This is a genomic window from Microlunatus spumicola, assembly GCF_039536445.1.
In the GTDB taxonomy this organism is placed as follows: domain Bacteria; phylum Actinomycetota; class Actinomycetes; order Propionibacteriales; family Propionibacteriaceae; genus Microlunatus; species Microlunatus spumicola.
This window is the reverse complement of record NZ_BAAAYR010000002.1, coordinates 722,816-747,021: the sequence shown is the minus strand read 5'-3', so window position 1 is coordinate 747,021 and position 24,206 is coordinate 722,816. Positions and strand designations below refer to the sequence as shown.

Annotated in this window: 27 protein-coding genes; 13 read left to right on the top strand and 14 right to left on the bottom strand. The window is 74.3% G+C overall.

Annotated features, from left to right (window positions below; translation table 11 throughout):
• The first annotated feature begins 11 nt into the window (after positions 1–11).
• From ABD665_RS12455 to ABD665_RS12440, 4 genes are all read left to right on the top strand, one after another.
• On the top strand, positions 12–1,235 hold the full coding sequence (locus ABD665_RS12455; protein ID WP_204910371.1) for an FAD-dependent monooxygenase: 1,224 nt from the start codon (positions 12–14) through the stop codon (positions 1,233–1,235).
• Positions 1,236–1,285: 50 nt separating this feature from the next.
• Positions 1,286–1,870, top strand: coding sequence for a proteasome activator (locus tag ABD665_RS12450; protein ID WP_204910372.1), 585 nt, complete (start codon positions 1,286–1,288; stop codon positions 1,868–1,870).
• A gap of 69 nt (positions 1,871–1,939) precedes the next feature.
• On the top strand, positions 1,940–2,524 hold the full coding sequence (locus ABD665_RS12445; RefSeq protein ID WP_204910373.1) for a WhiB family transcriptional regulator: 585 nt from the start codon (positions 1,940–1,942) through the stop codon (positions 2,522–2,524).
• Positions 2,525–2,671: 147 nt separating this feature from the next.
• Positions 2,672–3,076 (top strand): DUF1707 domain-containing protein, encoded by a 405-nt coding sequence (locus tag ABD665_RS12440; RefSeq protein WP_204910374.1) that lies wholly within the window; start codon positions 2,672–2,674, stop codon positions 3,074–3,076.
• A 21-nt stretch (positions 3,077–3,097) separates the two neighbouring features.
• Here the strand turns inward: ABD665_RS12440 and ABD665_RS12435 are convergent, their stop codons facing one another.
• Together ABD665_RS12435 and serS are read right to left on the bottom strand one after the other, a co-directional pair.
• Complete coding sequence (locus ABD665_RS12435; RefSeq protein ID WP_204913684.1) at positions 3,098–3,865, bottom strand: HAD-IIB family hydrolase; 768 nt, start codon at positions 3,863–3,865, stop codon at positions 3,098–3,100.
• A 55-nt stretch (positions 3,866–3,920) separates the two neighbouring features.
• Positions 3,921–5,201, bottom strand: coding sequence for a serine--tRNA ligase (serS, locus tag ABD665_RS12430; RefSeq protein ID WP_204910375.1), 1,281 nt, complete (start codon positions 5,199–5,201; stop codon positions 3,921–3,923).
• A 205-nt stretch (positions 5,202–5,406) separates the two neighbouring features.
• Between serS and ABD665_RS12425 the strand changes: the two genes are divergently transcribed.
• Together ABD665_RS12425 and ABD665_RS12420 are read left to right on the top strand one after the other, a co-directional pair.
• Positions 5,407–7,080 carry a diacylglycerol kinase family protein gene (locus tag ABD665_RS12425; protein ID WP_204910376.1) on the top strand — a complete coding sequence of 558 codons (1,674 nt, stop codon included), beginning with the start codon at positions 5,407–5,409 and terminating at the stop codon, positions 7,078–7,080.
• Positions 7,081–7,090: 10 nt separating this feature from the next.
• Positions 7,091–7,429, top strand: coding sequence for a hypothetical protein (locus ABD665_RS12420; protein ID WP_204910377.1), 339 nt, complete (start codon positions 7,091–7,093; stop codon positions 7,427–7,429).
• A gap of 156 nt (positions 7,430–7,585) precedes the next feature.
• On the opposite strand, the gene pheA is transcribed toward ABD665_RS12420, so the two are convergent.
• From pheA to ABD665_RS12405, 3 genes are read right to left on the bottom strand one after another with little or no spacing between them, the layout of a single operon-like run.
• On the bottom strand, positions 7,586–8,518 hold the full coding sequence (pheA, locus tag ABD665_RS12415; RefSeq protein WP_204910378.1) for a prephenate dehydratase: 933 nt from the start codon (positions 8,516–8,518) through the stop codon (positions 7,586–7,588).
• 19 nt (positions 8,519–8,537) lie between these two features.
• Complete coding sequence (locus ABD665_RS12410) at positions 8,538–9,260, bottom strand: hypothetical protein (RefSeq protein ID WP_204910379.1); 723 nt, start codon at positions 9,258–9,260, stop codon at positions 8,538–8,540.
• A 36-nt stretch (positions 9,261–9,296) separates the two neighbouring features.
• Positions 9,297–9,791, bottom strand: a complete 495-nt coding sequence (locus ABD665_RS12405; RefSeq protein WP_204910380.1) for a monooxygenase family protein — start codon at positions 9,789–9,791, stop codon at positions 9,297–9,299.
• 102 nt (positions 9,792–9,893) lie between these two features.
• On the opposite strand from ABD665_RS12405, the gene ABD665_RS12400 reads away from it, so the two are divergent.
• Genes ABD665_RS12400 through ABD665_RS12380 form a run of 5 tightly spaced genes read left to right on the top strand, consistent with a single transcriptional unit; the run spans position 9,894 to position 13,506 of the window.
• Positions 9,894–10,505 (top strand): MerR family transcriptional regulator, encoded by a 612-nt coding sequence (locus tag ABD665_RS12400; RefSeq protein WP_204910381.1) that lies wholly within the window; start codon positions 9,894–9,896, stop codon positions 10,503–10,505.
• Between the two features lie 4 nt (positions 10,506–10,509).
• Positions 10,510–11,559, top strand: coding sequence for an adenosine deaminase (locus tag ABD665_RS12395; protein ID WP_344742406.1), 1,050 nt, complete (start codon positions 10,510–10,512; stop codon positions 11,557–11,559).
• Positions 11,560–11,576: 17 nt separating this feature from the next.
• Positions 11,577–12,065 carry a winged helix-turn-helix domain-containing protein gene (locus ABD665_RS12390; RefSeq protein ID WP_204910382.1) on the top strand — a complete coding sequence of 163 codons (489 nt, stop codon included), beginning with the start codon at positions 11,577–11,579 and terminating at the stop codon, positions 12,063–12,065.
• The gene (locus ABD665_RS12385) at positions 12,062–12,865 is read left to right on the top strand and encodes a serine hydrolase (RefSeq protein ID WP_204910383.1); all 804 of its coding nucleotides are present in this window, start codon (positions 12,062–12,064) and stop codon (positions 12,863–12,865) included. The genes ABD665_RS12390 and ABD665_RS12385 overlap by 4 nt, the downstream gene beginning before the upstream one ends.
• A complete protein-coding gene (locus tag ABD665_RS12380) occupies positions 12,862–13,506 on the top strand; it encodes a hypothetical protein (protein ID WP_204910384.1) in 645 nt (214 codons plus the stop codon). The genes ABD665_RS12385 and ABD665_RS12380 overlap by 4 nt, the downstream gene beginning before the upstream one ends.
• On the opposite strand, the gene mptB is transcribed toward ABD665_RS12380, so the two are convergent.
• The 4 genes from mptB to ABD665_RS12360 form a co-directional block, all read right to left on the bottom strand.
• Positions 13,405–15,141, bottom strand: a complete 1,737-nt coding sequence (gene mptB, locus ABD665_RS12375) for a polyprenol phosphomannose-dependent alpha 1,6 mannosyltransferase MptB (RefSeq protein ID WP_204910385.1) — start codon at positions 15,139–15,141, stop codon at positions 13,405–13,407. The genes ABD665_RS12380 and mptB overlap by 102 nt on opposite strands.
• Positions 15,138–15,938 (bottom strand): glycosyltransferase, encoded by an 801-nt coding sequence (locus tag ABD665_RS12370; protein WP_344742405.1) that lies wholly within the window; start codon positions 15,936–15,938, stop codon positions 15,138–15,140. Before ABD665_RS12370 ends, mptB begins: the two co-directional genes overlap by 4 nt.
• A gap of 17 nt (positions 15,939–15,955) precedes the next feature.
• On the bottom strand, positions 15,956–17,488 hold the full coding sequence (locus ABD665_RS12365; protein ID WP_204910386.1) for a glycosyltransferase: 1,533 nt from the start codon (positions 17,486–17,488) through the stop codon (positions 15,956–15,958).
• A gap of 96 nt (positions 17,489–17,584) precedes the next feature.
• Positions 17,585–18,409: a tryptophan-rich sensory protein gene (locus tag ABD665_RS12360; RefSeq protein ID WP_204910387.1), complete on the bottom strand. Its 825-nt coding sequence runs from the start codon at positions 18,407–18,409 to the stop codon at positions 17,585–17,587.
• Positions 18,410–18,479: 70 nt separating this feature from the next.
• Between ABD665_RS12360 and ABD665_RS12355 the strand changes: the two genes are divergently transcribed.
• Both ABD665_RS12355 and ABD665_RS12350 read left to right on the top strand, forming a co-directional pair.
• The gene (locus ABD665_RS12355) at positions 18,480–18,950 is read left to right on the top strand and encodes a MarR family transcriptional regulator (protein ID WP_204910388.1); all 471 of its coding nucleotides are present in this window, start codon (positions 18,480–18,482) and stop codon (positions 18,948–18,950) included.
• A 27-nt stretch (positions 18,951–18,977) separates the two neighbouring features.
• Positions 18,978–20,189: an arginine deiminase gene (locus tag ABD665_RS12350; protein WP_204910389.1), complete on the top strand. Its 1,212-nt coding sequence runs from the start codon at positions 18,978–18,980 to the stop codon at positions 20,187–20,189.
• Here ABD665_RS12350 and ABD665_RS12345 read toward each other — a convergent pair.
• The 5 genes from ABD665_RS12345 to aat form a co-directional block, all read right to left on the bottom strand.
• Positions 20,186–21,538 carry a cytosine permease gene (locus tag ABD665_RS12345; RefSeq protein WP_204910390.1) on the bottom strand — a complete coding sequence of 451 codons (1,353 nt, stop codon included), beginning with the start codon at positions 21,536–21,538 and terminating at the stop codon, positions 20,186–20,188. The genes ABD665_RS12350 and ABD665_RS12345 overlap by 4 nt on opposite strands.
• Positions 21,539–21,724: 186 nt before the next feature.
• The gene (locus ABD665_RS12340) at positions 21,725–22,039 is read right to left on the bottom strand and encodes a rhodanese-like domain-containing protein (protein ID WP_204910391.1); all 315 of its coding nucleotides are present in this window, start codon (positions 22,037–22,039) and stop codon (positions 21,725–21,727) included.
• 76 nt (positions 22,040–22,115) lie between these two features.
• Entirely contained in the window at positions 22,116–22,430 is a 315-nt protein-coding gene (locus tag ABD665_RS12335; protein ID WP_204910392.1) for a rhodanese-like domain-containing protein, read from the bottom strand.
• A gap of 20 nt (positions 22,431–22,450) precedes the next feature.
• A complete protein-coding gene (locus tag ABD665_RS12330) occupies positions 22,451–23,314 on the bottom strand; it encodes a DNA-formamidopyrimidine glycosylase family protein (RefSeq protein WP_204910393.1) in 864 nt (287 codons plus the stop codon).
• Positions 23,315–23,359: 45 nt separating this feature from the next.
• Positions 23,360–24,082: a leucyl/phenylalanyl-tRNA--protein transferase gene (aat, locus tag ABD665_RS12325; protein WP_204910394.1), complete on the bottom strand. Its 723-nt coding sequence runs from the start codon at positions 24,080–24,082 to the stop codon at positions 23,360–23,362.
• Positions 24,083–24,206 lie beyond the last annotated feature (124 nt).

The window sequence follows — 24,206 nt, the reverse complement described above, 5'->3', positions numbered from 1 at the left end:
AAGGGTTCCCCGTGATCGACGACCTCGCCCGCGGCGGACGCCTCCCCGGATCGGTGTGCGTGGCCGGCGGCGGGCCGGCCGGGATGGTGCTGGGCCTGCTGCTGGCTCGCGCCGGCGTGCGCGTGACGGTGCTGGAGTCCCACGACGACTTCCTGCGCGACTTCCGCGGCGACACCATCCACCCCTCGACGCTGGACCTGCTCCACGACCTCGGCCTCGGCGAGCGGCTGGCCACGCTCCCCCACAGCCGGGTGTCGACGCTCGACGCGGTCCTGAACGGCGCCCGCTACGGCTCGGTCGACTTCTCCCGGGTCGGGCGGTCGCGGGAGCTGTGGTTCATGCCGCAGTGGGACCTGCTGAACGTCCTGGCCGAGGCCGGGCGGGCGTACCCGACCTTCGAGCTGCGTCTCGGCACGGCCGTGACCGGGCTGCTGCGCGACGGCGACCGGGTCACCGGGGTCGTCGCCGACGGCCCCGACGGGCGCAGCGAGGTCCCGGCCGACCTGGTGGTCGGGGCCGACGGGCGGCACAGCCGGGTGCGGCAGGAGGCCGGGCTGCACCTCGTGCAGACCGGGGTGCCGATCGACGTGCTGTGGTTCCGGCTGGACCGGCAGGAGAGCGACCCCGCGGACTCGATCGTCCACGTGGGGCGGCGCGACGTGGCGATCGCGATCCCCCGCGAGGGCTACTTCCAGACCGCCCTGCTGATCGGCAAGGGGACGTTCGACGCGGTGCGCGCCGCCGGGATCGCACGGTTCCGGGAGCGGGTCGTGGCGTCGATCCCCTTCCTGGCCCCGACCGTCGGCAGCCTCGAGGACTTCGACGACGTCTCGCTGCTGGACGTGCAGATCGCGCACGCCCCGCGCTGGCACGTCCCCGGCCTGCTGCTGATCGGCGACGCCGCGCACCCCATGTCCCCCGCGTTCGGCGTGGGGATCACGTACGCCATCCAGGACGCGGTGGCGACGGCGCGCGCGGTCGTCCACGCGGGTGGTCCGGCCCGGGTCGGCGAACGGACCCTGGCCGGGGTGCAGCGGCGGCGCGCGCTGCCGGCCCGGGCGATGCAGCAGCTGCAGCGGGTCGCGCACGCCGCGATCTCCCGGCCCGCCGTGCTCGGGGTCCTGCCCTCCGCGCCGGTCCTGCAGCGCGTCCTCGCCCTGCCGACCCACCTCACCCGGCCGGTGCTGGGCCAGCTGGTCGGCGCCGGCCTGCGGCGGGAGCCGCTCGACTTCTGACGCGCGCCGCGCGCCGGGGACCGTCAGCGCGGCTGCGTAGGGTCGGACGCATGTCGAGCGAGACGAACGAGGAGCAGCAGGGCCAGCCCGGGGGCGTCGCCGGGGCGACCGAGGACGGCCGGGTCTACGTGGTCACGCCGCAGGCGATGGCCGTCGAGGGCCCGCCCGCGCAGCCGTCGGAGGACGCCCAGCCCGTCACCGCCTCCTCGGTCACCGACCAGGTGTCCGAGCCGGCCAAGGTCATGCGGATCGCGACGATGATCCGCCAGCTCCTGGACGAGGTGAAGTCGGCGCCGCTGGACGAGGCGAGCCGCCAGCGGATGGGCGCGATCTACACGACCTCGATCGGCGAGCTCAAGCAGGGCCTCTCCCCCGACCTCGTCAGCGAGCTCGAGCGGCTCTCGCTGCCCTTCTCCGCCGACACCACCCCCAGCGACGCCGAGCTCCGGATCGCCCAGGCCCAGCTCGTCGGCTGGCTCGAGGGCCTGTTCCACGGCATCCAGACCGCGCTCTTCGCCCAGCAGATGGCCGCCCGCGCCCAGCTCGAGCAGATGCGTCGCGCGCTCCCGCCCGGCGCCGCACCGCAGCCGCCGGCCGGACCGCAGCCGGGTGGTTCCGGGGGGATGTACCTGTAGGGAACCGGGAGGCGGTGGGCTGCGTCCCATCCGGGCAAGCCGTCCACGACGACCTCCCGGAGCGTGCTCATGCCCACGTCGATCCTCACCCGTACGTCCGCCTCCTCCTCCCGCACCACCCGCCGCGGTCCCGCCTGCGCCTCGTCCCCGGAGGTCTTCCAGGACCCGCTGGTCGAGGACCCGCCCCGCGGGGGCCTGACCAGCGCGGACCGTGAGCGCCAGACGCGGCTGCTGGCCCGCGCGCGGGCGACCTGCGGAGGGTGCCCGCTGCGGACCGCCTGCCTCTACGACGCCGTGGTCCGCCACGACGTGGCGGGGATCGCCGGCGGCACCACGGCCCGGCAGCGCACCGACATCCGGCGCCGGCTCGGCGTCGTCGTCGAGGCCGAGGACCTCGACACCCTGGCCGGGGTCGTCGGCGCCCGCCAGGTCGACCACGAAGAGGTGCTGCGGCTGCGCCGGGCCCACCCGGAAGAGACCCTGGAGCAGCTCGCCCAGCGCCTCGCCTGCTCGCTCTCCACGGTGAAGCGGCACCTGCGACGCTCCCGTCAGGCCCCGGTCGAGGCGCGTCCGGTCACGCGTCCCCTGCCGGCCCAGGTGCTGCAGGTGACGAGCGCGGTCGTCGACGGCGCGGCCGCCCGGTGCGCCGCCTGAGCCTCCCGCTGTGGAGGGGCTGTGAGCCGGTACGCGGACACTCGTTCCGGGCGGACGCCGCGCTACCGTCGAAGGGGAGCGAGGACGCCACGAAGGGCACCGATGACTGATCAGCTTCCCGGCCGTATCCCACCCTGGGCACAGGGGATGTGGGCCTACAACGCCCAGCCGCCCCTCCAGCCGCCCACGCAGCCCGTGCGCATCGGGGACGCCGAACGTGACGAGGCCCTGGACAAGCTCGGGGACCACTTCGCCGCGGGACGGCTGACGCGCGAGGAGCTCGACGAGCGGACCGAGCAGGCGATGGGTGCCCGCTTCGACCGCGACCTCGAGGCGCTCTTCCGCGACCTGCCCGAACGCCCCCGCACCGTGGTCGTGCGGCGTACCCGGCCCCAGACGCCGGCGGTCCTGCCGACCGCCCTCATGGCGCTGCTGCCGCTGCTCCTGCTGGCGGCCGTCGCGTCGGTGATCCTGCACGTGCCGGTCCTGATCGGCCCCGTGGTCTGGCTGCTGATCCTGTCCAACATGGGCCGGCGGCACCACTACCGCTAGCCGGCGACGGGCGCGGGGGCCTCAGCCGAACCAGTGCAGCAGCTCGGGGACGAGACCGCCCTCGGCGAACGGCGGGCTGACCGCGTCCGCGGCGGCCTGCACCTCGGGCGGGGCCTCGGGCAGGGCGACCCCACGCCCGGCCCACCGCAGCATCTCGATGTCGTTGCGCCCGTCCCCGGCGGCCAGCACGTCCTCGGCCGCGATCCCGAGGCCGGCGGCGACCTGCGCGAGGGCCGTGGCCTTGTTCACGCCCTCGGGGGCGATGTCGAGCCAGGCGCTCCAGCCCACGAAGTAGGTCACGCCCTGCAGCCCCAGGTGCTGCGCCAGGGTGATGAACTCCTCCACCGACCGGCGCGGGTCGCGCAGGATCACGCGGGTCACCGGCAGGGCGCCCAGCTCCTCGGCGCTCTGCACGACCAGCTCGCCGGTGAGGTCGCCCTCGGGGAAGTGGTCGTTCAGCCGGAACCCGACCCCGATCTCCTCGACCGCGATGAGGGTGCCCGGCGCGAACGACTCGACCCGCTCGATCACCTCGCGCGGGTCGAACGTCACGGCCTGGACGATCTCCTGCGGCGGGTAGGACACGATGACGGCGCCGTTCGAGCAGACCGTCGGGCCCTTCGGCAGCCCGAGCAGCTCGACGAGGTCACGGGTGCTGTGCCAGGCGCGGCCCGTCGCGAGCACCACGGGGACGCCGGCCGCCACGACCCGGGCGAGCGCGTCGGCCATCGGCCGGCCCAGGACGCCGTCGCGGTCGACCACGGTCCCGTCGACGTCGAGCGCGACCATCCGGGGTCGCCAGCCGGCCCGGACCCCGGGCGGGAAGGGGGAGGTCACGCTGCCGTCAGCGCTTCGGCACGGGCACGAGGGCCTCGCGCCCCCCGAGGAACGGACGCAGGGCGGCGGGCAGGCGTACGGAGCCGTCGGCCTGCTGGTGGTTCTCCAGGATCATGATGATCGTCCGCGTCATCGCGCACAGCGTGCCGTTGAGCGTGGCGACCGGGCTCGTGCCGCGCTCGGAGCGCGAGCGGATGTTCAGCCGGCGGGCCTGGAACTCGGTGCAGTTCGACGTCGACGTGATCTCGCGGTAGCGGGTCTGGGTGGGCAGCCAGCCGTAGCAGTCGTACTTGCGGGCGGCGCTCAGGCCGAGGTCGCCGCCGGCCAGCTCGAGCACCTGGTAGGGGATCTCGAGCGCGTCGATGAACTCCTTCTCCCAGGCCAGCAGCCGCTGGTGCTCCTCGGCCGCGTCCTCGGGGGCGCAGTAGACGAACATCTCGACCTTGTCGAACCAGTGCACGCGGAAGATCCCGCGGGTGTCCTTGCCGTACGAGCCCGCCTCGCGGCGGTAGCTCGGGCTGTAGCCGGCGTAGCGCAGCGGCAGCGAGGCCGCGTCCAGCACCTCGTCGGAGTGGTACGCCGCCAGCGGCACCTCGGCGGTACCCACGAGGTAGAGGTCGTCCTCCTCCAGGTGGTAGACGTCCTGCGCCGCCTGGCCGAGGAAGCCGGTCCCGGCCATCGCCGACGGCTTGACCAGCGCCGGCGGGATCATCGCGGTGAAGCCGTTGCGCAGCGCGGTGCTCATGGCCAGGTTCAGCAGCGCGAGCTCCAGCTCGGCGCCCTGGCCGGTGAGGAAGTAGAAGCGCGAGCCGGACACCTTGGCGCCGCGCTCGACGTCGATCGCCCCGAGGATCTGCCCGAGCTCGAGGTGGTCCTTCGGCTCGAACCCCTCGGCGGCGAAGTCGCGCGGCTCGCCGTGGGTCTCGAGCACGACGTAGTCGTCCTCGCCGCCCTCGGGCACGCCGTCGGCGACCAGGTTGCCGACCTGCTCGAGCAGGCGGGAGAAGGCGGTGCCCAGCTCGTCGGCCATGGCGCTGGCCTTCTTGACCAGGTCGGCGAGGTCCTTGGTCCGCGCCATCAGCGCGGCCCGCTCGTCGCCCGACGCCTTCGGGATCTGCCGGCCGAGGTCCTTCTGCTCGGCCCGCAGCTGCTCGAAGCGGGAGATCGCCCCGCGGCGGGCCTCGTCGGCGGCGAGCAGCTGGTCGACGAGCTCGACCGACTCCCCGCGTGCGGCCTGGGAGGCGCGGACGCGGTCAGGGTCGGTGCGCAGCACCTGGACGTCGATCACGCGCTCAGCCTATCGAGACGGCGCGGGAGGCCGGGCGCTCAGGCGAACGGGCCCGCGAGCCGCCAGGAGACGCCGAGCCGGTCCTGCACCCGGGCGAAGGGGCCGAAGCCCTCGTCGTCGAGGGGCATGAACACCGACTCCCTCGTCGGCGCTCGTGAACGTGACGTCAGGCCAGCGGCGGACGGGCCGGGATACTGGACCCACCATGGTCCGTCGCCCTCCCCCGCCCTCGGCGGTCTCCGTCGCCGTCGCGCTGGGGCTGGCGTTCGTGGTCTGGACGGGTCTGGTGCTGGGCTTCCCACCCGTCCCGGCGCTGGACCGGGCGCTGCTCGCCCCGCCCCTGACGCCCGGCTCGGGGCTCGCGCAGATCAGCGCGGCGTTCGCGCTGCTCACCTACCCCGGCCTCGTCTACGGCGCCGTCGCCGGCCTGGCCGTCTGGGCCTGGCAGCGCCGCCTGCGGCAGCTCTGCCTGGCCCTCGTGCTGATGATCGTGCTCGGCTGGGGCGGCTACGGCCTGGTCAAGCTCGTCGTCCGGCGGGCCCGGCCGACGCAGGCCCTGGAGGTCCTGACGGCCCACGGGTACGCGTACCCGTCCGGCCACCTGACCGCGATCGTCTGTGCCACGATCGCCGCCGGTGCAGCGATGGCCGTGACGCGCCAGCCCGTACGGAAGCGGTTCGCGTGGCAGGTCGCGGCGGCCGCCATCGTCGCCGTCGTGGCCCTCGACCGCTGGGTGCTGAGCGCGCACTGGGTCTCCGACCTCGTCGGCGGGGTGCTGTTCGGCGGGCTGGTGGCGACCGTCTCGCTGCTGCTCGCCGGCGTGCACGTCCCGCTGCCGCACGACTTCGTGACCGAGATGGTCCGGGCGCGCGCGCCGCTGCCCGACGACCACGTGACCCGGCGGGCCGCCGTCATCTACAACCCCTCCAAGGTCGTCGACTGGGTGACGTTCCGGCGCCACGTCGAGTACGAGCTCAGGGTCCGCGGCTGGGAGCGCACCCTGTTCCTGGAGACCACGCCGGAGGACAGCGGGCACGCGATGACCGCGCAGGCCGTGGCCGAGGGCGTGGACCTCGTGCTCGGCGCCGGCGGCGACGGGACGGTCCGGGTGATCTGCTCCGGGCTGGCCGACACGGGCATCCCCTTCGGCCTCATCCCGGCCGGCACCGGCAACCTGCTGGCCAAGAACATCGGCATCCCGCTCGACGCCGCGCTCGCGCTCGACGTCGCCCTCGACGGCGAGGACAAGGCCATCGACCTCGTCGGCGTCACGATGGACCACCGGACTCGGCACACGTTCGCGGTGATGGCCGGCATCGGCGTCGACGCGGCGATCATGGAGGGCACGAACGCCGACCTGAAGAAGGCGGTCGGCTCGGCCGCCTACTTCGTCTCCGCCGCGCAGCACGCCAACCACAAGGCCCTGCTCACCCGGGTCCAGGTCGACGACGGCGAACCCGTCGAGCGCCTGGCGCACGTGATCGTCGTCGGGAACGTCGGCTTCCTGCAGGGCAACCTGCCGCTCATCCCCGACGCCCGGCCCGACGACGGGCTGCTCGACGTGCTGATCGCGTCGCCGGTGACGTTCCGCGACTGGGCCCGCGTCGTCACCCGCGTGCTGACGCGGCGCAAGCGCCAGGACGCTCAGCTCGACCGCTTCACGGGCCGCAAGGTGACCATCACGGTGGACCGGCGCGACGCGTACCAGCTGGACGGGGACACGGCCGGCGAGTGCCGCACGATGACCGCCGAGGTCCGGCCCGGCGCGCTGGTCGTCCGCGTGCCCCGGGAGGCCGCCACCCCGCGGGCCACCTCCGAGCAGCTCCGCGCGGTCGGGGCCGCCGGCGACGCCCACGGCGCGGTGGGGACCGCCGGGTAGCGTGACGGGCATGGGTGTCTTCGACAAGGTCCGCGAGTTCGCCGAGCACCTCAGCGAGCCCGACGAGGGTCCGGCCAAGGGTTCACCGGCGGCCGCCGCCGGCGGTTCCGTGGGGTCGACCCCCGACGGCGCACCGGGCGAGGCCTCCGAGGCCGGCTCGAGCCTGGACAACCCGCAGGCCGCGTTCGGCGGAGCGGACGCCGTGCCCGGCACCCCGGACGCCACCCCCAGCACCCGTCTGGACGAGGGCGGCGAGGAGAAGCCGAAGCACGAGGACCGTCGTTCCGAGGACATCGCCGGCCTCGCGCCGAGCGAGAACGTCCCGAACTCCGAGCGCGACGACGTCTGACCCTCGCTCGTACGCCTGACCCGCGCCCGTCCGACCTCGGCGTCGGACTTTCACGTTTACGTGAAACTCCCGTACTCAGCACGGCAGATCTGCCGTGGTCAGTACGGGTCTTTCACGTAAACGTGAAAGTCCTGGGACGCGAGGGACGCGGCCCGCTCAGCCCCTGAGGCGTTCCAGCCAGGAGGAGGCGGCGGCGTAGTCGTCGTTGGCCGTGCCGGGGCGGACGTCGGGGGCGAGGTGGTCGGCGCGGGGGTAGCTGCCGAGGAAGACGACCTCGGCGCAGGTGCGGTAGAGGCCCATCATCGCCTCGGCGAGCCGGGCGTCGCCGACGTGGCCCTCGGCGTCGATGGAGAAGCAGTAGTCGCCCAGCGTGCGGCGGGTCGGGCGAGACTCGATCCGGCACAGGTCGACGCCGCGGCTCGCGAACTGCTCGAGGATCTCGAGCAGCGCGCCGGGGTGGTTCTCCCGCATGAAGAGCACGAGCGTCGTCTTGTCGGCCCCCGTCGGCTGCCCCACGGGGACGGGCCGGCTCACGAGCACGAAGCGGGTGACGGCGTCCGGGTTGTCGGCGATGCCGGAGGCGAGCGCCTCCAGGCCGTAGAGGTCGCCGGCCACCGCGGCGCAGATCGCCGCGTCGAACCGCGAACCCTCGTGCGCGACCTCCGCCGCCGCCGCCGCGGTCGAGCCGCCGACGACGACCTCGGCCTCGGGCAGGTGGTCCGCGAGCCAGCGGCGGCACTGGGCCTCCGCGTGCGGGTGCGTCGTCACCAGCCGAACGTCGGCGAGCGACGTGCCCGGCCGCGCGTACAGCCCGAACTGCACCGGCAGCAGCACCTCGCCCGTGATCACGAGCGGGTCGCCGTACGCGAGGTTGTCGAGCGTGGCGGTCACCCCGCCCTCGACCGAGTTCTCGATGGGCACCAGCGCCGCGGCGACCTCGCCGTCGCGGACGGCCTGCAGCGCCTGGCCGACGGTGGCGTACGGGACGGGGTCGGCGGGGGCGGGCGGGTCCAGAGTCAGCAGCGCCTGGTGGGTGAAGGTGCCGACGGGGCCGAAGTAGCCGTACGCGGTCGCTTCTCCCCCGGGCATCCGGTCACCCTAGTTGGCGTCAGCCCCGCAGGGAGATCGTGTTCAGCGAGGTGGTGACGGCGTTCAGCGCCGCCTTGCTGCCGTCGTGCGGGAAGTCGGAGAAGAACGCGACGTGGCGACCGCTCTCGAGCCGGACGACGACCACGACGAGGCGGTCGTACGGGGTAGCGAGCCCCTTCTTGCGCACGTCGACGTTCGCCAGCCGGCTGCTCAGGCGGTCGGCGGGCACCGGCAGCTGCACGTCGCCGTCGGAGACCTTGCTCAGCGAGTAGCGGTCGCCGGCGGAGTAGAGCTGCGGCACGAGGGCGTCGAACACGGCCTTCGTGGTGGCGCCCAGGTCGCCCGCGGTCACGAGGTCGTCCCCGACCAGCAGCACCCCGCCGAGCGCGCTCCAGTCGTTGCCCGCCGCGTTGTAGTTCGCGTGCACCACGGAGCTGCACCCGACGTACGCGGTGAACCCGGTCGGTGGGGTCGACGCGTCGCCGCACCCGAACGGCGCCCCGGGCAGCGTCACCGAGAACTCCTGGAGCCGCGCCGTGCGGGCGCTGTCGACGGAGAACTCCGTCGCCTCGGCCGGCGCGGGCGGCGGGTCGCGGGGCGGTCCCGAGGGCAGCCGGTCGGCGTCGAGCCGGACGACGAGCCCGACCGCGAGCAGCGCCACGACCACGGTCGCCAGGACGGCCAGCACCGCGACCGGGAGCCGGACCGCGGGCCCGGCGGCGGGCTGGACCGGAGCGCTCACCGGCTCAGGATAGGGAGCGGAGGGCTCGCGCGAGGGTCATGCCGCCGGGCGGGTGGTGCTCCCGGCGGCGAGCCGGGCGGCGGCGCGGTCGGCGTTCCGCCCGACCGGCACCGTGGCGGTCGCCCGGCCGAGGCCCGTGGGCGGCACGCCGACGTACATCGACTCCGCGCGCTCGACCACGTAGGTCTCGTGCCAGATGCCGACCGCGCCCGGGGCCTTCCGCGCCCGCGCGTTGAACTCGGTCCAGGCCGGCCGGTGCACCGCGTCGGGGTTGCGGGCGTACGCGTAGAGCTTCTCGGTCGACTCCCACCACTGGACGATCCACGGGCTGAGCGGCTCCAGGACGATGTGGTGGCCGAGCAGGCCGGAGTCCGGGTCGGCCGTCAGCTCGGCCAGCATCCGGGGCATCGCGGCGAACACGGGCATCCACAGGTCCGGCCGCCACGGCCGGTTCACCCGCATGCCGATGTGGAAGACGACCAGCGAGCCGTCGTGCGCGTGGGTCATGCGTCCCGGGTTGATCGCGGCCATGGCCGCCTCCTCAGAGTTGGAGAGTGCTGGTTCCCATTATTGGGAACTGCTAGTGTCCAATGTCAAGAGGCAGGGTCGGACGAGCGACGAAGGAGGACGCGGGTGCGGATCTCGGACCTCGCCCGGGAGGCCGGCGTCCCGGTCGCGACCGTGAAGTACTACCTGCGCGAGGGCCTGCTGCACGAGGGCGAGCTGACGTCGGCGACCCAGGCCCGCTACGACGAGAGCCACGTCGCGCGCCTGCGTCTGGTCCGGTCGCTGGTGGGGCCCGGCGGGCTGAGCATCGCCGTCGCGCGCGACGTGCTGACGGCGATCGACGAACCCCCGCCCGACAGCGTCGACCTCCTCGGCGTGGCCGCGACCGCCGTGCGCCGCCCGACCGAGGTCCGCCCGCACCCGGAGGTGCACGCACTGATGGAACGGTGGGGCTGGCCGGTCCGCGAGCGGGAGTGCGCCGAGCACCAGGTCCTCGCCGACGCGCTCGACGCGCTCGACGGCGCCGGGTTCGAGCCGCCCGCGGGGGTCCTCGACACCTACGCGCGGGCCATGGACGAGGTGGCCGCCGTCGAGCTCGCGAACGTCCCCCGCGACTCCGTGGCCGCGGCCGTCCGCTACGTCGTGCTCGGGGTCGTCCTGCAGGAACCCGTCCTGCTGGCCATGCGCCGCCTGGCCGAGGCCGCCGCGGCGCAACGTCAGACCCCACCGTCAGACTGAGCCGGTGACTTCCCCGGCACCTGACGTGAACCCGTCCCTCGCCTCCTTCGTCGCCGGCCTGCCCAAGGCCGAGCTGCACGTGCACCAGGTCGGTTCGGCGTCGCCGCGGATCGTCGCCCAGCTCGCGGAACGTCACCCCGGCGTCGTGCCGAGCGACCCCGAGGCGCTGGCGGCCTACTTCCGGTTCGACGACTTCGCGCACTTCATCTCGATCTACCTGGACGTCGTCAAGCTCGTGGAGACCGCCGAGGACGTGCGCCTGCTGACGTACGAGGTCGCCCGCGACATGGCCGCCCAGCAGATCCGCTACGCCGAGCTGACGGTGACGCCCTACCTGAGCGTCACCCCGGAGCTGCCCGCGGAGGCGTTCCTGGAGGCCATCGAGGACGCCCGCACGGGCGCGGAGCGCGACCTCGGCGTCAAGCTGCGGTGGATCTTCGACATCCCGGCCGACTTCGGGGTGCCGGCCGCGGAGATGACCGCGTCGATCGCGCTCGACCACCACGTCCCCGGCCTCGTCGGCCTGGGCATCGGGGGTTCCGAGGACGGTTTCCCGCGCTCGATGTTCGTCGAGCAGTTCGACCGCGCACGGGCCTACGGCCTGCACTCCGTCCCGCACGCCGGCGAGACCACCGGGCCGGCGACCATCTGGGACGCCATCGAGAACCTGGGCGCGGAACGCATCGAGCACGGCATCGCGGCCGCGCAGGACCCCGACCTGATGCGCTACCTGGCCGAGAACGACATCACCCTCGACGTCTGCCCGACGTCGAACGTCGCGCTCAAGGTGGTGCCCGACCTCGAGCACCACCCGCTGCCGACGCTCGTGGCCGCCGGCGTGCCCGTCAGCATCAACACCGACGACCCGCCGATGTTCGGCACCGACCTCAACCGCGAGTACGCCGTCGCCGCGGACCTGCTCGGGCTGGACCAGGCCGGCGTCGCCCGCCTCGCGCGCGCCGCGGTCGACGGCGCCTTCGTCGACGACGTCTACAAGACCGAGCTGCGCGGGGAGATCGACGCCTACGTGGCGGAGTGGAACGCTACTACGTAAGTACGTACCATCGAGCCATGGACGATCTCGAACGCCGCGTCTCCGCGCTCGAAGCGGCCCTGGCCCGCCTCGCCCCGCCGGACCGCCCGGCCGCCGGCGGCGAGGGCCTCGACCTCTGGCTGGTCGACGCGCTGCGCGAGCGGCACCCGGGCGGCGCGGTCGCGTTCGGTGGTTCCGTGGGGGTGGGCAAGGGCGAGGCCTCGTGGCAGTGGACGTCCGACGCCGAGTCGCTCCGCGAGGCGGACTGGAGCAGCGCCGCCGGGGTGCTCGACGCGCTCGCCCACCCGGTGCGGCTGCGGCTGCTGCAGCGGGTCCTGAACGGCACCGTCAGCACCGCGGACCTCGCCCTCGACGACGCGCTCGGCACCACCGGCCAGCTGCACCACCACCTGCGCGCGCTCGTCGCCGCCGGCTGGCTCCAGTCGGTCGGCCGCGGCACCTGGGCCATCCCCGCCCCGCGCGTCGTCCCGCTCCTCGTCGTCGTCTCCGCCGGGCTCGCCCGGTGAGCGGCCGCGTCCGGCTGGTGGCCGTGACGATGGCCGCGCTCGTCCTCGGGACGGCGGTCGGCCTGCTGGCCGGACTCCGCGGCCCGGCACTCGGGTCGGCGACGGACGGGGACCCGGCGCTCGCGCGGGACGTCCGGGCGTCGCTGACGACCGACCGCGGCCTCACCTCGATCTCCGCCGCCCGCGTCCAGGACGGCCGGCTCGCCTTCGCCGGGCTGGGCGAGGTCGACGGCGTCCCCCCGACGCCCGGCACCCCGTACGAGCTGGGCTCGATCACCAAGACCTTCACCGCCGCCCTGCTGGCCGACGCCGTCACGCGCGGGGAGGTGCGACTCGAGGACCCCGTCGCCCGCTTCCTGCCCGAGCTCTCCGGCACACCGGCCGGCGCCAGCGCGCTCCGGATGCTCGCCACGCACACGGCCGGCCTGCCCCCGTTCCCCACGAGCTCGGCCCCGGCCGTCGCCGTCCGGGTGGTCGGCAACGAGAACCCGTACGCCGGCACGGTCGCCGCCCTCCTCGAGGCCACCCGGGGCACGGAGGTCGAGGCCCCGGGCACCTACCGCTACTCCAACCTCGGCATGGCGCTGCTGGGCCACGCGCTGGCCCGCGCCGCGGGGGTCCCGTCGTGGCCGGACCTGCTGCGGGAGCGGATCCTGGACCCGCTCGGCATGCGGAGCACCCGCATCGTCGAGGATCCCAGCAGGTGCCGCCGGGCACGGCCCGCCCGCGCCACGACAACGGCTGGCCGGCCCCGGTGTGGTCGGGTCCGGCCTTCGCGCCCGCGGGCTCGTCGACGGTGACCACCGCCCACGACCTGAGCGTGTGGGTCGCGGCGCTGCTCGACCGCTCCGCCCCGGGCGCCGCGGCCCTCGACCCGCTCGTCGACTTTCCGGGGGGCCGGGTGGGCCTGGCCTGGCACGTCAGCGAGGTCGACGGCCGGACCATCATCTGGCACAACGGCGCCACCGGCGGCAGCCGGACGATCCTCGCGCTCGACCGCGAGCGTCGTCAGGCCGTGCTGCTGCTGACCGACAGCACCCGCGACGTCGACGCCGTGGGGCTGCGCCTCGCGGCGGCGGCGCCGGGAGCGGCGCCGGCTGCGTTCGCGGGCCGGGACGTCGGGCTGGCCGGCCTGCTCGGCTGGAACGTGCTCGGGCTGCTCATGCTCGGCACGGCGGTCCTGCGCTGGCGCTCGGGCCGGGGCTGGCCGCTGGTAGACGGCACCCTGGCGGGCGCCACGGGCCTGCTGGTCCTGCTCGTGCACGGGCCGTGGATGGTCATGCCGACGGCCCTCTGGCTCGGCCTCACGCTCGCCGTGGTCGTCCTCGGGGTGGCGGCGTCACTCCGCCGCGGCGGCCCTCGGACGACCTCGCGCCGGAGCCTGGTCCCGTCCCTCGCCGGCACGGCCGTCGTGCTGGCCCTCGCCCTCTGGTCGGTCTGACCGGCCGGGGCCCTTGACCGCCCGCAGCGGGAACAGCTCGGGACGCCGGGGCTTCTTCCACCACAGCACGAGGGCGACCAGCACCAGGATCTGCACGGCGGGCGAGAGCGTGTCGCGGATCCGGTGCGCGACGACGTCGAGCGAGGGCCCGACGTCGATCGCCCGCCCGGGGACGTAGGCGAGCGACAGCGCGGCCCCGCGGACCGTCATCAGCCGGTCGAGCTTGCTCGGGCCCATCACCGCGAGCGGCATCCAGGCGATGAGGTCGTACCAGGACAGCGTGTACATCGAGGTGACCAGCCAGGCCACCGAGATCACCAGCGACGTGCGCAGGGCGATCGTCAGGGGGTCGCGCCGGACGTCGGCCCCCTTCGGCAGGCCGGGTGCCGCGATCCAGGGGACGACCCGGGAGAGCATCCAGCCGATGACGAAGAGCGCGAGGTAGGAGATGACGCCCACGACGACCTTGGCGTGCGTGCTCGTCATGAACTGCGCGAAGAGCGTGTAGAACGGCGCGGCCCACGACCCGACCGAGACGTAGCCGCCGTTGCGGAGCGCCTGGAAGAACGCCGTGGGCTGCCAGTAGACGTACGCCCACCCCATCGGGATGGCCGTGCCCAGGCAGAGCAGCAGCGCCTTCTTGGGTTCTCGCCGGTAGGCCCAGAGCATGGCGAGGCCCCAGATCCCGATGCTCACCTTGCTGCACCCCGCGAGACCGATCCCCAGCCCCGCGACGAAGGCGTTGCGCCGCATGAACAGCAGCCCGGCGACCGCGAACATGACCGAGATCGCCTCGTTGTGCGCGCCGGCCACGACGGCCCAGATGAGCAGCGGGTTGCAGATGCCGAGCAGCGCGGCCCGCGCCTGACGCTGCCGGTCGCCGTGCGCCATCAGGATGATCAGCCCGCCCGCGACCACGAACGGGACGACCGCGAACACCTGCAGCCAGAAGACGATGTCGTGCATGTTCTCGCCGCCGAGCTTGTTGGCGAGCAGCTGCAGCCACGAGGCGATCGGCCCGTAGACGCTCGGGGTGTCCTGCCACGGCCGCTCGGTCCAGCGCAGCACCGGGTCGAACTGCCCCCGGAACACCTCGGCCGGCGTGATCTCGTACGGGTCGCGCCCGATGGCCTGCAGGCGTCCGTACGCCGCGTACATGAGCACGTCGGCCGACGTCAGCGGCGGCACCGCGATGGTGGCGAGGCTCAGGCCGCTGCCCAGCAGGAACAGCCGCTTGGGCCGCGGCCGCCAGCCGTCGGCGAGCGCCCGGAGCGCGACGAAGAGCCCGATCGCCCCGATGACGATCGCGAACCAGATCAGCGCCGACACGAGCCACTCGTTCGGGGTCGAGATCGCGTCGGCGGGCAGGTACCAGGGCGGCAGGAGGTCGCGCCGCGGGCCGAGCGTCAGCGCGACGGCCGACGGGCCGAGGAAGCCGACGACGATCGTCACGAGCGTCGCGCCGACGATGCCGACCATCGCCCAGCGGTGGTCGCGGTGCCAGACCGCGGGGGCGTAGACCTGGCGGCGCTGCTTGGCGGGGTTGCCGCGGCTGCCGGTGCCGCGGTGGGCGCCGGTCCGGGCGGTGGGGTGCGAGGGGGTGCCGCGGCGGCGGACGGCCGGGGTCGCGCTCATCGGGGGCCGCGCCCGAGGCGCCTGAGCAGCCCGGGGACGCCGTCGGGGGCGTTCCGGTCGCGCAGCCTGCGCACCAGGCCGCGGGCGGCCAGGGCGCGGGTGACGTCCTTGAGCTGGCTGGCGCGGTGCAGCTGCCCGGCCAGGTCGGTGCCCGTGGCGCGGTGGCTCAGGTCGACGTCGATCTCCTCGACCGTCAGCCCGGCCCGCAGCACGTCCACCGTCATGCCCACCTCCATACCCCAACCGGCGGCCAACGGGCTCGCCAGCTCGAACGCGCGCCGGGTCAGGCAGCGCTGGCCCGACAGCGGCGCCTGCGGCGTCCAGCCGGTGAGCTCGGCGATGCCACGGCGGGCGGTACCCATGACCAGGCCCATGCCGCCGGCCTGCTGGCCGTCGGCGGTCTGCTGCGGGGGGAGGACGGCGATGGCGAGGGCCGCGCGACCCGTGACCACGGCGTCGACGAGGGGGGCGCAGCGGGCGGCCGACGCACCGAGGTCAGCGTCGAGCAGCAGGAGCGTGCCGATCTCGGGCCGCCGGTCGCGCTGCTCGATGACGCCCAGACCGTTGACCGCGGACTCGACCGCCGCCGCCTTGCCGCGGTTGCGCTCGTGCGAGACCACGATCGCCCCCGCCGCCGCCGCGTGCTGGGCCGTGGCGTCGGAGCTGCCGTCGTCGCAGACGATGACCAGCTCGACCCCGGGCAGCGCCCGGGCCGCCGTCACCGTCGCCGCGACACGGTCCTGCTCGTCCTTGGCCGGGACGATGCACGCGACGCGCGTCAGCAGGCCAGGATCCACGGCGCCCAGGGTAGTGGTCAGCCGCGGGTGGAGGTCCGCTGCCGCGTGACGGTGCCGCGCGCACCGCCGTGCGGGAGCGCACGGGAGAACCGTCGCAGGCGACGGACCGTGCGGGAGCCCTTGACCCGGCGGCCCAGGTCGCGGGCGCGGGTGGCCACGGTCCGCCGTCGGGCAGGCGCCATGAGGACCTCGCCCCAGGCCTTCTCGAACGCGCTGACCGGGTGCCGCTCGACGATCCGCCCCGCCTCGCGACCCATCGCGCGGACCCGCTCGGGGTCGGAGAGGAGCGCGACGATCGCGTCGGCCAGGGCCGCCGGCTCCTGCCGGTCGACCAGCACCCCGTCGACCCCGTCGCGGATGAGGTCGCGCGGCCCGTAACGGATCGTGTAGGAGACGGCCGGGGTCCCGCGGCTCATGCTCTCGGTGATGACGCGCGGGGAGCCCTCGAAGGTCGAGGTGAGGAGCACGCAGGCCGCCCGCGCCTGGGCCTCGCCGACGGCCAGCGAGTAGCCCATCAGCGTCACGGAACCGCCGAGGCCGAGCTCGTCGACCAGGGCCTGCAGCTTCTCGAGCCGCGGGCCCTCGCCGTAGATCTCCAGGCGCGCGTGCGGGACGGCCTCGAGGACCGTCACGAAGGCGCGGATCGCGTGGTCGACCCGCTTGCGGTCGATGAGCTGGGAGACCAGGACCACCAGCGAGGTGTCCTTCTCGACCGGCTCCTGGTGCGGGTCGCGGCCGGGGTAGCGGATGCTGTGCAGCGGCGCCCACGGGACGTCCTCGCGGAGCTCGTCGAGCTGCTGCTGGGTCTGGCACACGATCCGGTCGACCTTGTCGGCCTGGGCGAAGAGGGGCCGGAAGCTCGGACGGATGCCGCTCTTGCGGTCGTCGGGGTCGTTGTAGTGGCAGTTGTGCAGCGACGCGATCTTGCGCGCGGCCTTCTTCGAGGCCAGCAGGACCGGGTCGTTGAACCCCCGCTGCAGGGAGAAGAGGACGGGCGTACGCAGGTCCGCGAGCTCCTCGTCCACCCAGGCGGCGACGACCGCGTGCCAGTCGACCTCGGCACCCTGGGCGTCCACGCCGCGCTGCTCGTGCTTGCTGCGGGGCCCCGTGAACGTGGTGAGGAAGGGCCGGCCGTCGGTGTCGAAGTACCGGTAGCGGAAGGGGAAGCGTTCGCCGGGCTGGAAGTCGGCGAGCCGGAAGGGCTCCTTCCCGCGCAGCTGCTGCGGCTTCGTCACGACGTCGGGCTCGCCGGCGACCGCGTACGCGTCGAGCGGCGGGACGCCGAGCTGCTCCCTCCAGGCGCTGTGCGCGAAGAAGTTACGGATCTGCACCCGCGGGTGGAGGCTCCCCCGCTCCTTCAGCTCGGCGGGGACGCGGTGCCACTGGGGCGTGAAGCCGGTGGTGAGGAGCACCACGCGCTCCCAGTCCCGGGCGTAGAGGCTGGCGCGCTCCTGCACCGACCGCTGCAGCCCGCCCCCGCGGGCGAACAGCTCGGGGAAGAGCAGGCAGGGTGTCTCGTCGCTGCGCAGCGACCCGGCGGCGTTGTCCATGGCCCGCCTATTGTCCTGCGCCCGGCGCGATTGCGGTGGAGCGGCCCGGGGTGTCGTGCCCGCCCGTCGCGTGCACGGGGGACGCGGCACCGCCGGTCAGCGGACAGCGGCGACGCGCGGGCGGCGCAGCCGGAGCACGGCGGTCGTCGCGACGACGACGAGCAGGCCGAGGCCGGCGGCGACGGCCAGGACCGGCTGCCCCGCGCCGGACGCCCCGAGCACCGCGCCGACGAGCGCCCAGACCACGGCGGCGGCGTACGGGAGCAGGCCGGCGGTGCGCCGCAGCACGAGGACCGCGGTGGCCGTCGCGCCGGCGAGCACCGCGAGCTGCCCGACGACCCCGGCCGTGCCGGAGACGGGGGCACCGCTGAAGGCGAGCGCGGTGGTGAGGTTCAGCCAGATGGCCACGGTGCTCCAGCCGGCGTACAGGCCGAGGGTCGACCAGACGAGGAACCGGCCGAGGGTGGACCACGTCGCGATCTCCTCCCGGGCGGCGACCGCCACGCGCAGGCCGGCGACGAGGGCCACGCCCATCACGAGGAACACGGCGAGCGTCGCCCACACGGGCTCGACCACGGAGGCGACCAGCCAGACGTTGAACCCGGCGAACACGACGAGCAGGGCACGGGTCAGCGCGTCGACCACCCGCGCGCCCTCGTCGCTCGCGCGGCGGCGGGACCAGACCAGCCAGAGCGCCAGGCCGAGGCTGACGACCTCGATCAGGCCCCAGATGGCGAACGCGTAGCCCGAGGGCGTGATCGCGGGCTCGCCGGGGCGGTCGGCCTGCATGATCGGGCTGTCGGCGAAGACGCTCACCAGCCCGCCGCTGACGACCTGGGCGACCGCGAGCGCGACCAGCGCGTGGCTGGCGGTGGGGGTGCGACGTGCGGTGGTGCTGCCCTGCGCGGTTGCTGTGCTCATGGGTGGAGCCTACCAGAGATAGTGAGGTAACCATACGATCTGGTGGCCGAAGCGTAGGTAGACTGGCGCCGTGGGTGACGAGGAGCAGGCCGGCGGGTCCCGGCGGGCGGGGCCGACGTGGCTGCTGCGGCAGCTGCAGACCGCGATGGGCGACGCCGAGACCGCGCTCGCCCGGCGGCTGGGCATCGGCCCGACCGACCTGGCGGCGATGACCCATCTGACCTTCGCCCCCACGCCGATCGGTCCCCGCGAGCTCAGCGGGCGCCTCGGGATCACCCCGGGCGCGACGACCGAGCTGGTCGACCGGCTCGAGCGGGCCGGCCACCTCGAGCGCCGCCGCGACACCGTCGACCGCCGCCGGGTCCAGCTGCACGCGAGCACCGCGACGCTCGCCGAGGTGAGCGGGGCGCTGGGCCCGCTGCTCGCCGCGCTCGACGCCGTCGCCGCCGGGCTCGACGCGCACGACCGCGACGTCGTGACCCGCTACCTGGGCGACGTGCTGGCGGCGTACGAGGGGTTCGCCCGCCCGGACCTCGCCTGACGGGGCGCCGCTCAGTAGGGTCTCGGCATGCCCGAGGACACCACGCCAGCCGCACCGGGGGTCGCGAGCGAGGTCGGCCGGTTGCGGACCGTCATGCTGCACCGGCCCGGCAACGAGCTCCGCCGGCTGACGCCGCGCAACAACGACGTGCTGCTCTTCGACGGCCTGCCGTGGGTGGACCGGGCGCAGGACGAGCACGACGCGTTCGCCGCGGCGCTGCGCACCCACGGCGTCGAGGTGCTCTACCTCACCGAGCTGCTGGCCGAGACGCTGGCGGACCCGGCCGCGCGGGCCGAGGCGATGGACCGCACGCTGACGGGCATCCGGCTCGGCGACAGCCTGCGGGCCTACCTCGAGGGGTTCCTCGCCGACCACGACCCCGCCCAGCTCGCCGAGGTGCTGACCGCCGGGCTCGCGGTGGCCGAGATCGGCCGGACCAAGAGCCTCGTCACGGCCCTGAGCGGGCCCGAGGACTTCGTCATCGAGCCGTTGCCCAACCTGCTCTTCACCCGGGACTCGAGCGTGTGGGTCCAGGACCGGCCGGTCGTCACCTCGCTGGCCATGCCGGCCCGCCGGCGCGAGACGCAGCTGACCGACCTCGTCTACGGCTTCCACCCGCGCTTCGGCGGGACCGAGCGGCTGCACGGTCCCGACCGGGAGTTCCTCGAGGGCGGCGACGTCCTCGCGCTCGCGGACGGCGTGCTGGCCGTCGGGGTGGGCGAGCGCACGCGGCCGGCCGGCGTCGAGCGCCTCGCGCGGTCGGTCTTCGAGCGCGGGCTGGCCCGGACGGTGCTGGCCGTGCCGATCGACCAGGACCGCGCCACCATGCACCTCGACACCATCTGCACGATGGTCGACGTCGACGCGGTCGTCATGTACCCGAACGTCGCGCACCGCCTCGCCGCCGTGGCCGTCCGTCCGGGCGCCGACGGCGAGCTGCTGATCTCCGAGACGGCGCCGTTCGTCGTGGCCGCCGCCGAGGCCATGGGGATCGACGAGCTCCGGGTCATCGACACCGGGCTGGACCCCATCACCGCCGAGCGCGAGCAGTGGGACGACGGCAACAACACCCTGGCGATCGGCCCCAAGCTCGCGGTCGCGTACGAGCGGAACGTCGAGACCAACTCCCGGCTGGAGGCCGCCGGCATCGAGGTCATCCGCATCGCCGGCTCCGAGCTCGGGTCCGGCCGGGGCGGGCCCCGGTGCATGTCCTGCCCGATCAGCCGGGACGCGCTCTAGGCCTTCGGCCGCGCACCGCTCCGGGTGAGGCGGCCGAGCACGACCATGACGACCACGCCGACGGCGATTGCCGCCACCGAGGACCCGAGCCAGGTCGGCGGCACGAAGCCGATCGCCCGGTCGACCCCGGTCCACAGGTCGGCCCAGCCGGGCACGGTCCCGGGGTAGACGAGCTGGTAGGCCACGAAGCCGCAGGCCCACGCGACCACCGGGACGACCCGCAGCCGGGAGGTCGCGGAGACGTCCCAGCGCTGACCGCTGACGAAGAAGAAGTCGGCCGCAGCGACGGCGAACAGCGGGACGAACACCGAGCCGATCAGGTACAGGAACGACTGGTACTGCGACATGTCGAAGAAGCCGGCGAGCAGGGTCGCGGCGACGCCGATGACCACGGCGACGATGCGGCGGTCGAGGTGCGGGAAGAGGTTCTGGACGCTCATCGTCGTCGAGTAGACGTTGGCGAAGGCCTCGTCGACCTCGTCCACGAGCAGGATCGCGAGCGCGATCGCGCCGGCCGGCAGGGTGACGAGCGCGGTGATGACGTCGGTCGCCCCCAGGTTGGCCACGGCGAAGACGCCAAGCGCGTAGTAGGCGACGGCGGCGAGCCCGTAGCCCAACGAGGCGCTGGTGAAGGCGGCGCCGCGGGTCCGGGAGTGCCGGCTGTAGTCGGCGGCCAGCGGCGCGAAGGAGACGACGCCCGCGACGGCCAGGTCCACGGCCGGCCAGAAGCCGAGCACCGCGTCGGTCGGGATGCCGACCCGCGGCCGGGCCAGCACCTCGACGAAGAGGAACACCGAGGCGGCGAGCACCAGCCAGACCATGACCTTGCGGAGCAGCCGGACGCTGCCGAGCGGACGGACCGCCATCACCGTGGCGACCGCGCCGGCGCCGATCACGAACGGCCACCGCCAGGCCTCCCCCACGACCGCGACGGCGGCGGTCGAGATGACGATGATCTCCATCGTGGCCCAGCCGACGTTCTGACCGATGTTCAGCAGGGTGGGGGCCACCGAGCCGCGACGGCCGAGGAGGCCGCGCATCGCGACCATGGCCGGGGCGCCGGTGGTCGCACCGAACATCGCGGACGCGCCGAGCAGCAGCGCCCCGATCCCACAGCCGACCACGATGGCCAGCAGGGCCAGCCCGACGCTGCCCGTGGTCGTGGCGACGAGCGCGCCGGTGATCGGGCCGAACAGGCTGATGCCGAGGTTGCCCCACATCGCCAGCTGGTCGAGGAACCCCAGGGTGCGGGGCGGATCGGTCGTCAGCGTCAGGGGCGCCTCCCGGGACGCCCGGTCGGCGGCGCCGGACGACGGTCCGGCCTGGTCGGGACGCACGTCGATGCTCATGGGCACACACTCCCTACGCCGGCATTACCCGGTCAGGTTCGTCGGTCGGCGGACCCGCCGCGACGACGTACGTCGCGTGCACTCCGCCCTCTCAGCCCGCCGTCTGGCGCGAGCTCCCGAAGGTTTGAGCGATGAACGTAGCACTCCCGGAACGGCCGGCGGCGGGGGTGACCGCCGGCGGTGCCGCTAGCGCTCGACGGGCAGGCCGGCCAGCTCCCAGGCGAAAAGACCGCCGACGAGGTTGGCGACCTCGATGCCCTGGTTCTTGAGGTACTCCGCCACGCGCCAGCCCTTGGTGCCGTCCGCGGTCACGACCAGCGTCGGTTCCGGGACACGGCTGCCGAGGCCCGACACGAGCTCGCTCATGGTCATGTGCGTCGAGCCGGCGATCCTGCCCTCGGCCCACTGGGCGTCCGTCCGGGCGTCCAGCACGAACCAGCCGGCGTCGATGAGCTCCTTCGCCCGCTGGGGCTCCACTTCCACGATCTCGTAGGTGATCATGTCTGTTATTAGGCCCGGAGGCGGGTGCCGGACGCACCCCTAGGGGTCTGCTGGGCCACATCGGCCCAGCCGGGGCTCAGCGCTCGACCGGCAGGCCCGCCGCTTCCCACGCGTGCAGGCCACCGTCGAGGTTGGCCGTCTCGACGCCCTGCGCCGCGAGGTACTGGGCCACGCGCATCGAGCGCCCGCCCGAGGCGCAGACGACGAGCAGCGGGTGCTCGACGTGACCGCCGATCGTCTCCACGACCTGGTCCATCGGCACGTGGTAGGAACCCGAGAGGTGCCCCTCGGCCCACTCCGCGTCGGTCCGCACGTCGATGACGCGCCACCCGGCGTCGATCAGCTGCCGCGCCTGGTTCGGGTCGACGTCCTGCACCTCGTGACTAGCCATCGGGCAAGCCTAGGCCGTGCTCAGCGCAGGAGCTTCGACATCCGCCGGTCGGCCAGCTTCTTGCCGCCCGTCTGGCAGGTCGGGCAGTACTGCAGCGAGGAGTCGGCGAAGGAGACCTCCGCGACCGTGTCCCCGCACACCGGGCACGCCTCCCCGGTCTTGCCGTGCACGCGCATGCCGGACTTCTTCTCGCCCTTGAGGTCCTTGGCCGCCAGCCCCTCCGCGCGGGTCACCGCGCCGGTCAGCTCGCCCTTGATCGCCGCCAGCAGCGTGTCGCGCTCCTCGTCGGTGAGCGAGCTCGCCGGCTTGAAGGGGCTCATCCGCGCCGCGTGCAGGATCTCGTCGGAGTACGCGTTGCCGATCCCGGCGATCACGCGCTGGTCCTTGAGCACCCCCTTCAGCTGGGCGCGGCCCGCGTGCGCGAGGAGCGCGTCGAGCGCGGCCCGGTCGAAGGCGTGGTCGAGGGGCTCGGGACCCAGCGTCGCGACCATGGCGATCGACCGCGGGTCGGCGACGACGTGCACGGCGAGCTTGCGCTGCGTGCCCGCCTCGGTGAGGTTGAAGCCCGACCCGTCGTCGAGCCGGAGCCGCAGGGCGAGGGGGCCCTTGCCGGGCCGGGCCGGCGCGGTCGGCAGCTCGTCGCTCCAGCGCAACCAGCCCGCGCGGGCGAGGTGGAAGACGAGGTGCAGACCCTGCGCGGAGATGTCGATGAACTTGCCGTGCCGCGTCACGTCGTCGATCTCGAGGCCCTGCAGGGCCGAGAGCGGCGGGTCGTACGTCTTCAGGGCGCTGAAGGCGGCGAGCTCGACGTCGGCGATGGTGTGCCCGACGCAGCGCTCGCGCAGGAACCGCGCGAGCGACTCGACCTCGGGCATCTCCGGCACGCGCCCATTATCTCTGCGCCGTCCAGCCCCCCGCCAGCTGTGGCGCTAGCGCCAGGAGGACCAGTCCGGCGGGGGCAGCGTCAGCGCCGACCGCAGCCGCCCGAGGTAGTCGCGCCGGTCGACCTCGACCACGCCCAGGCTGCCGAGGTGCTCGGTCCGCCACTGCACGTCGAGCAGGCGGTCCGACCCGTCGCCGGAGCCCTCGCCCTCGGCCTCCTCCCCGGAGATGCCGGAGCCGCGGAGGAAGCCGACGAGCGCGACCAGCGCGGCCTTGGACGCGTCGCGTCCGCGGACCGGGTCGTGGAACATCGACTCCCCGGCGAACAGGCCGCCCAGGCTCACCCCGTAGAGCCCGCCCACGAGGTCCTCGCCCGACCACGCCTCCACCGAGTGCACGACCCCGCGGGCGTGCAGCTCGAGGTAGACCCGGCCGATGTCGCCGTCGATCCAGCCGTGCGGGCGGCGCGGGTCGGCGCACGCGGCCAGCACCTGCGGGAAGGCGGTGTCGACCCGGATCTCGTAGCGCGGCAGCATCTTGCGCAGCGACCGGGTGACCCGCAGCCCCTCCAGCGGCAGGACCCCGCGGGCGACCGGGGACCACCAGCCCATCAGCCCCGGCTGCAGCGGCATCGGGAAGACGCCGCTGCCGTACGCGCCCAGCGTGAGGTCGACGTCGATGTCGTGCGAGACCGCGACGAGGTCGTCGTCGGGCCAGGTGCGGGGGTTGCCGAAGGGCCCGGCGTCGGCGCGGCGCGGGCGCGAGGTCACGCTTCGCCCACCCGGTCGCAGGCCTCCATCCGCCCAGTCTTCCCCCTCGGCCGGCCCCGCGACGCTCAGGGTCGGGCCCGGGACCGACCCCGGCCCGGTCGGGGCGCCCGCCACGTACGCTGGG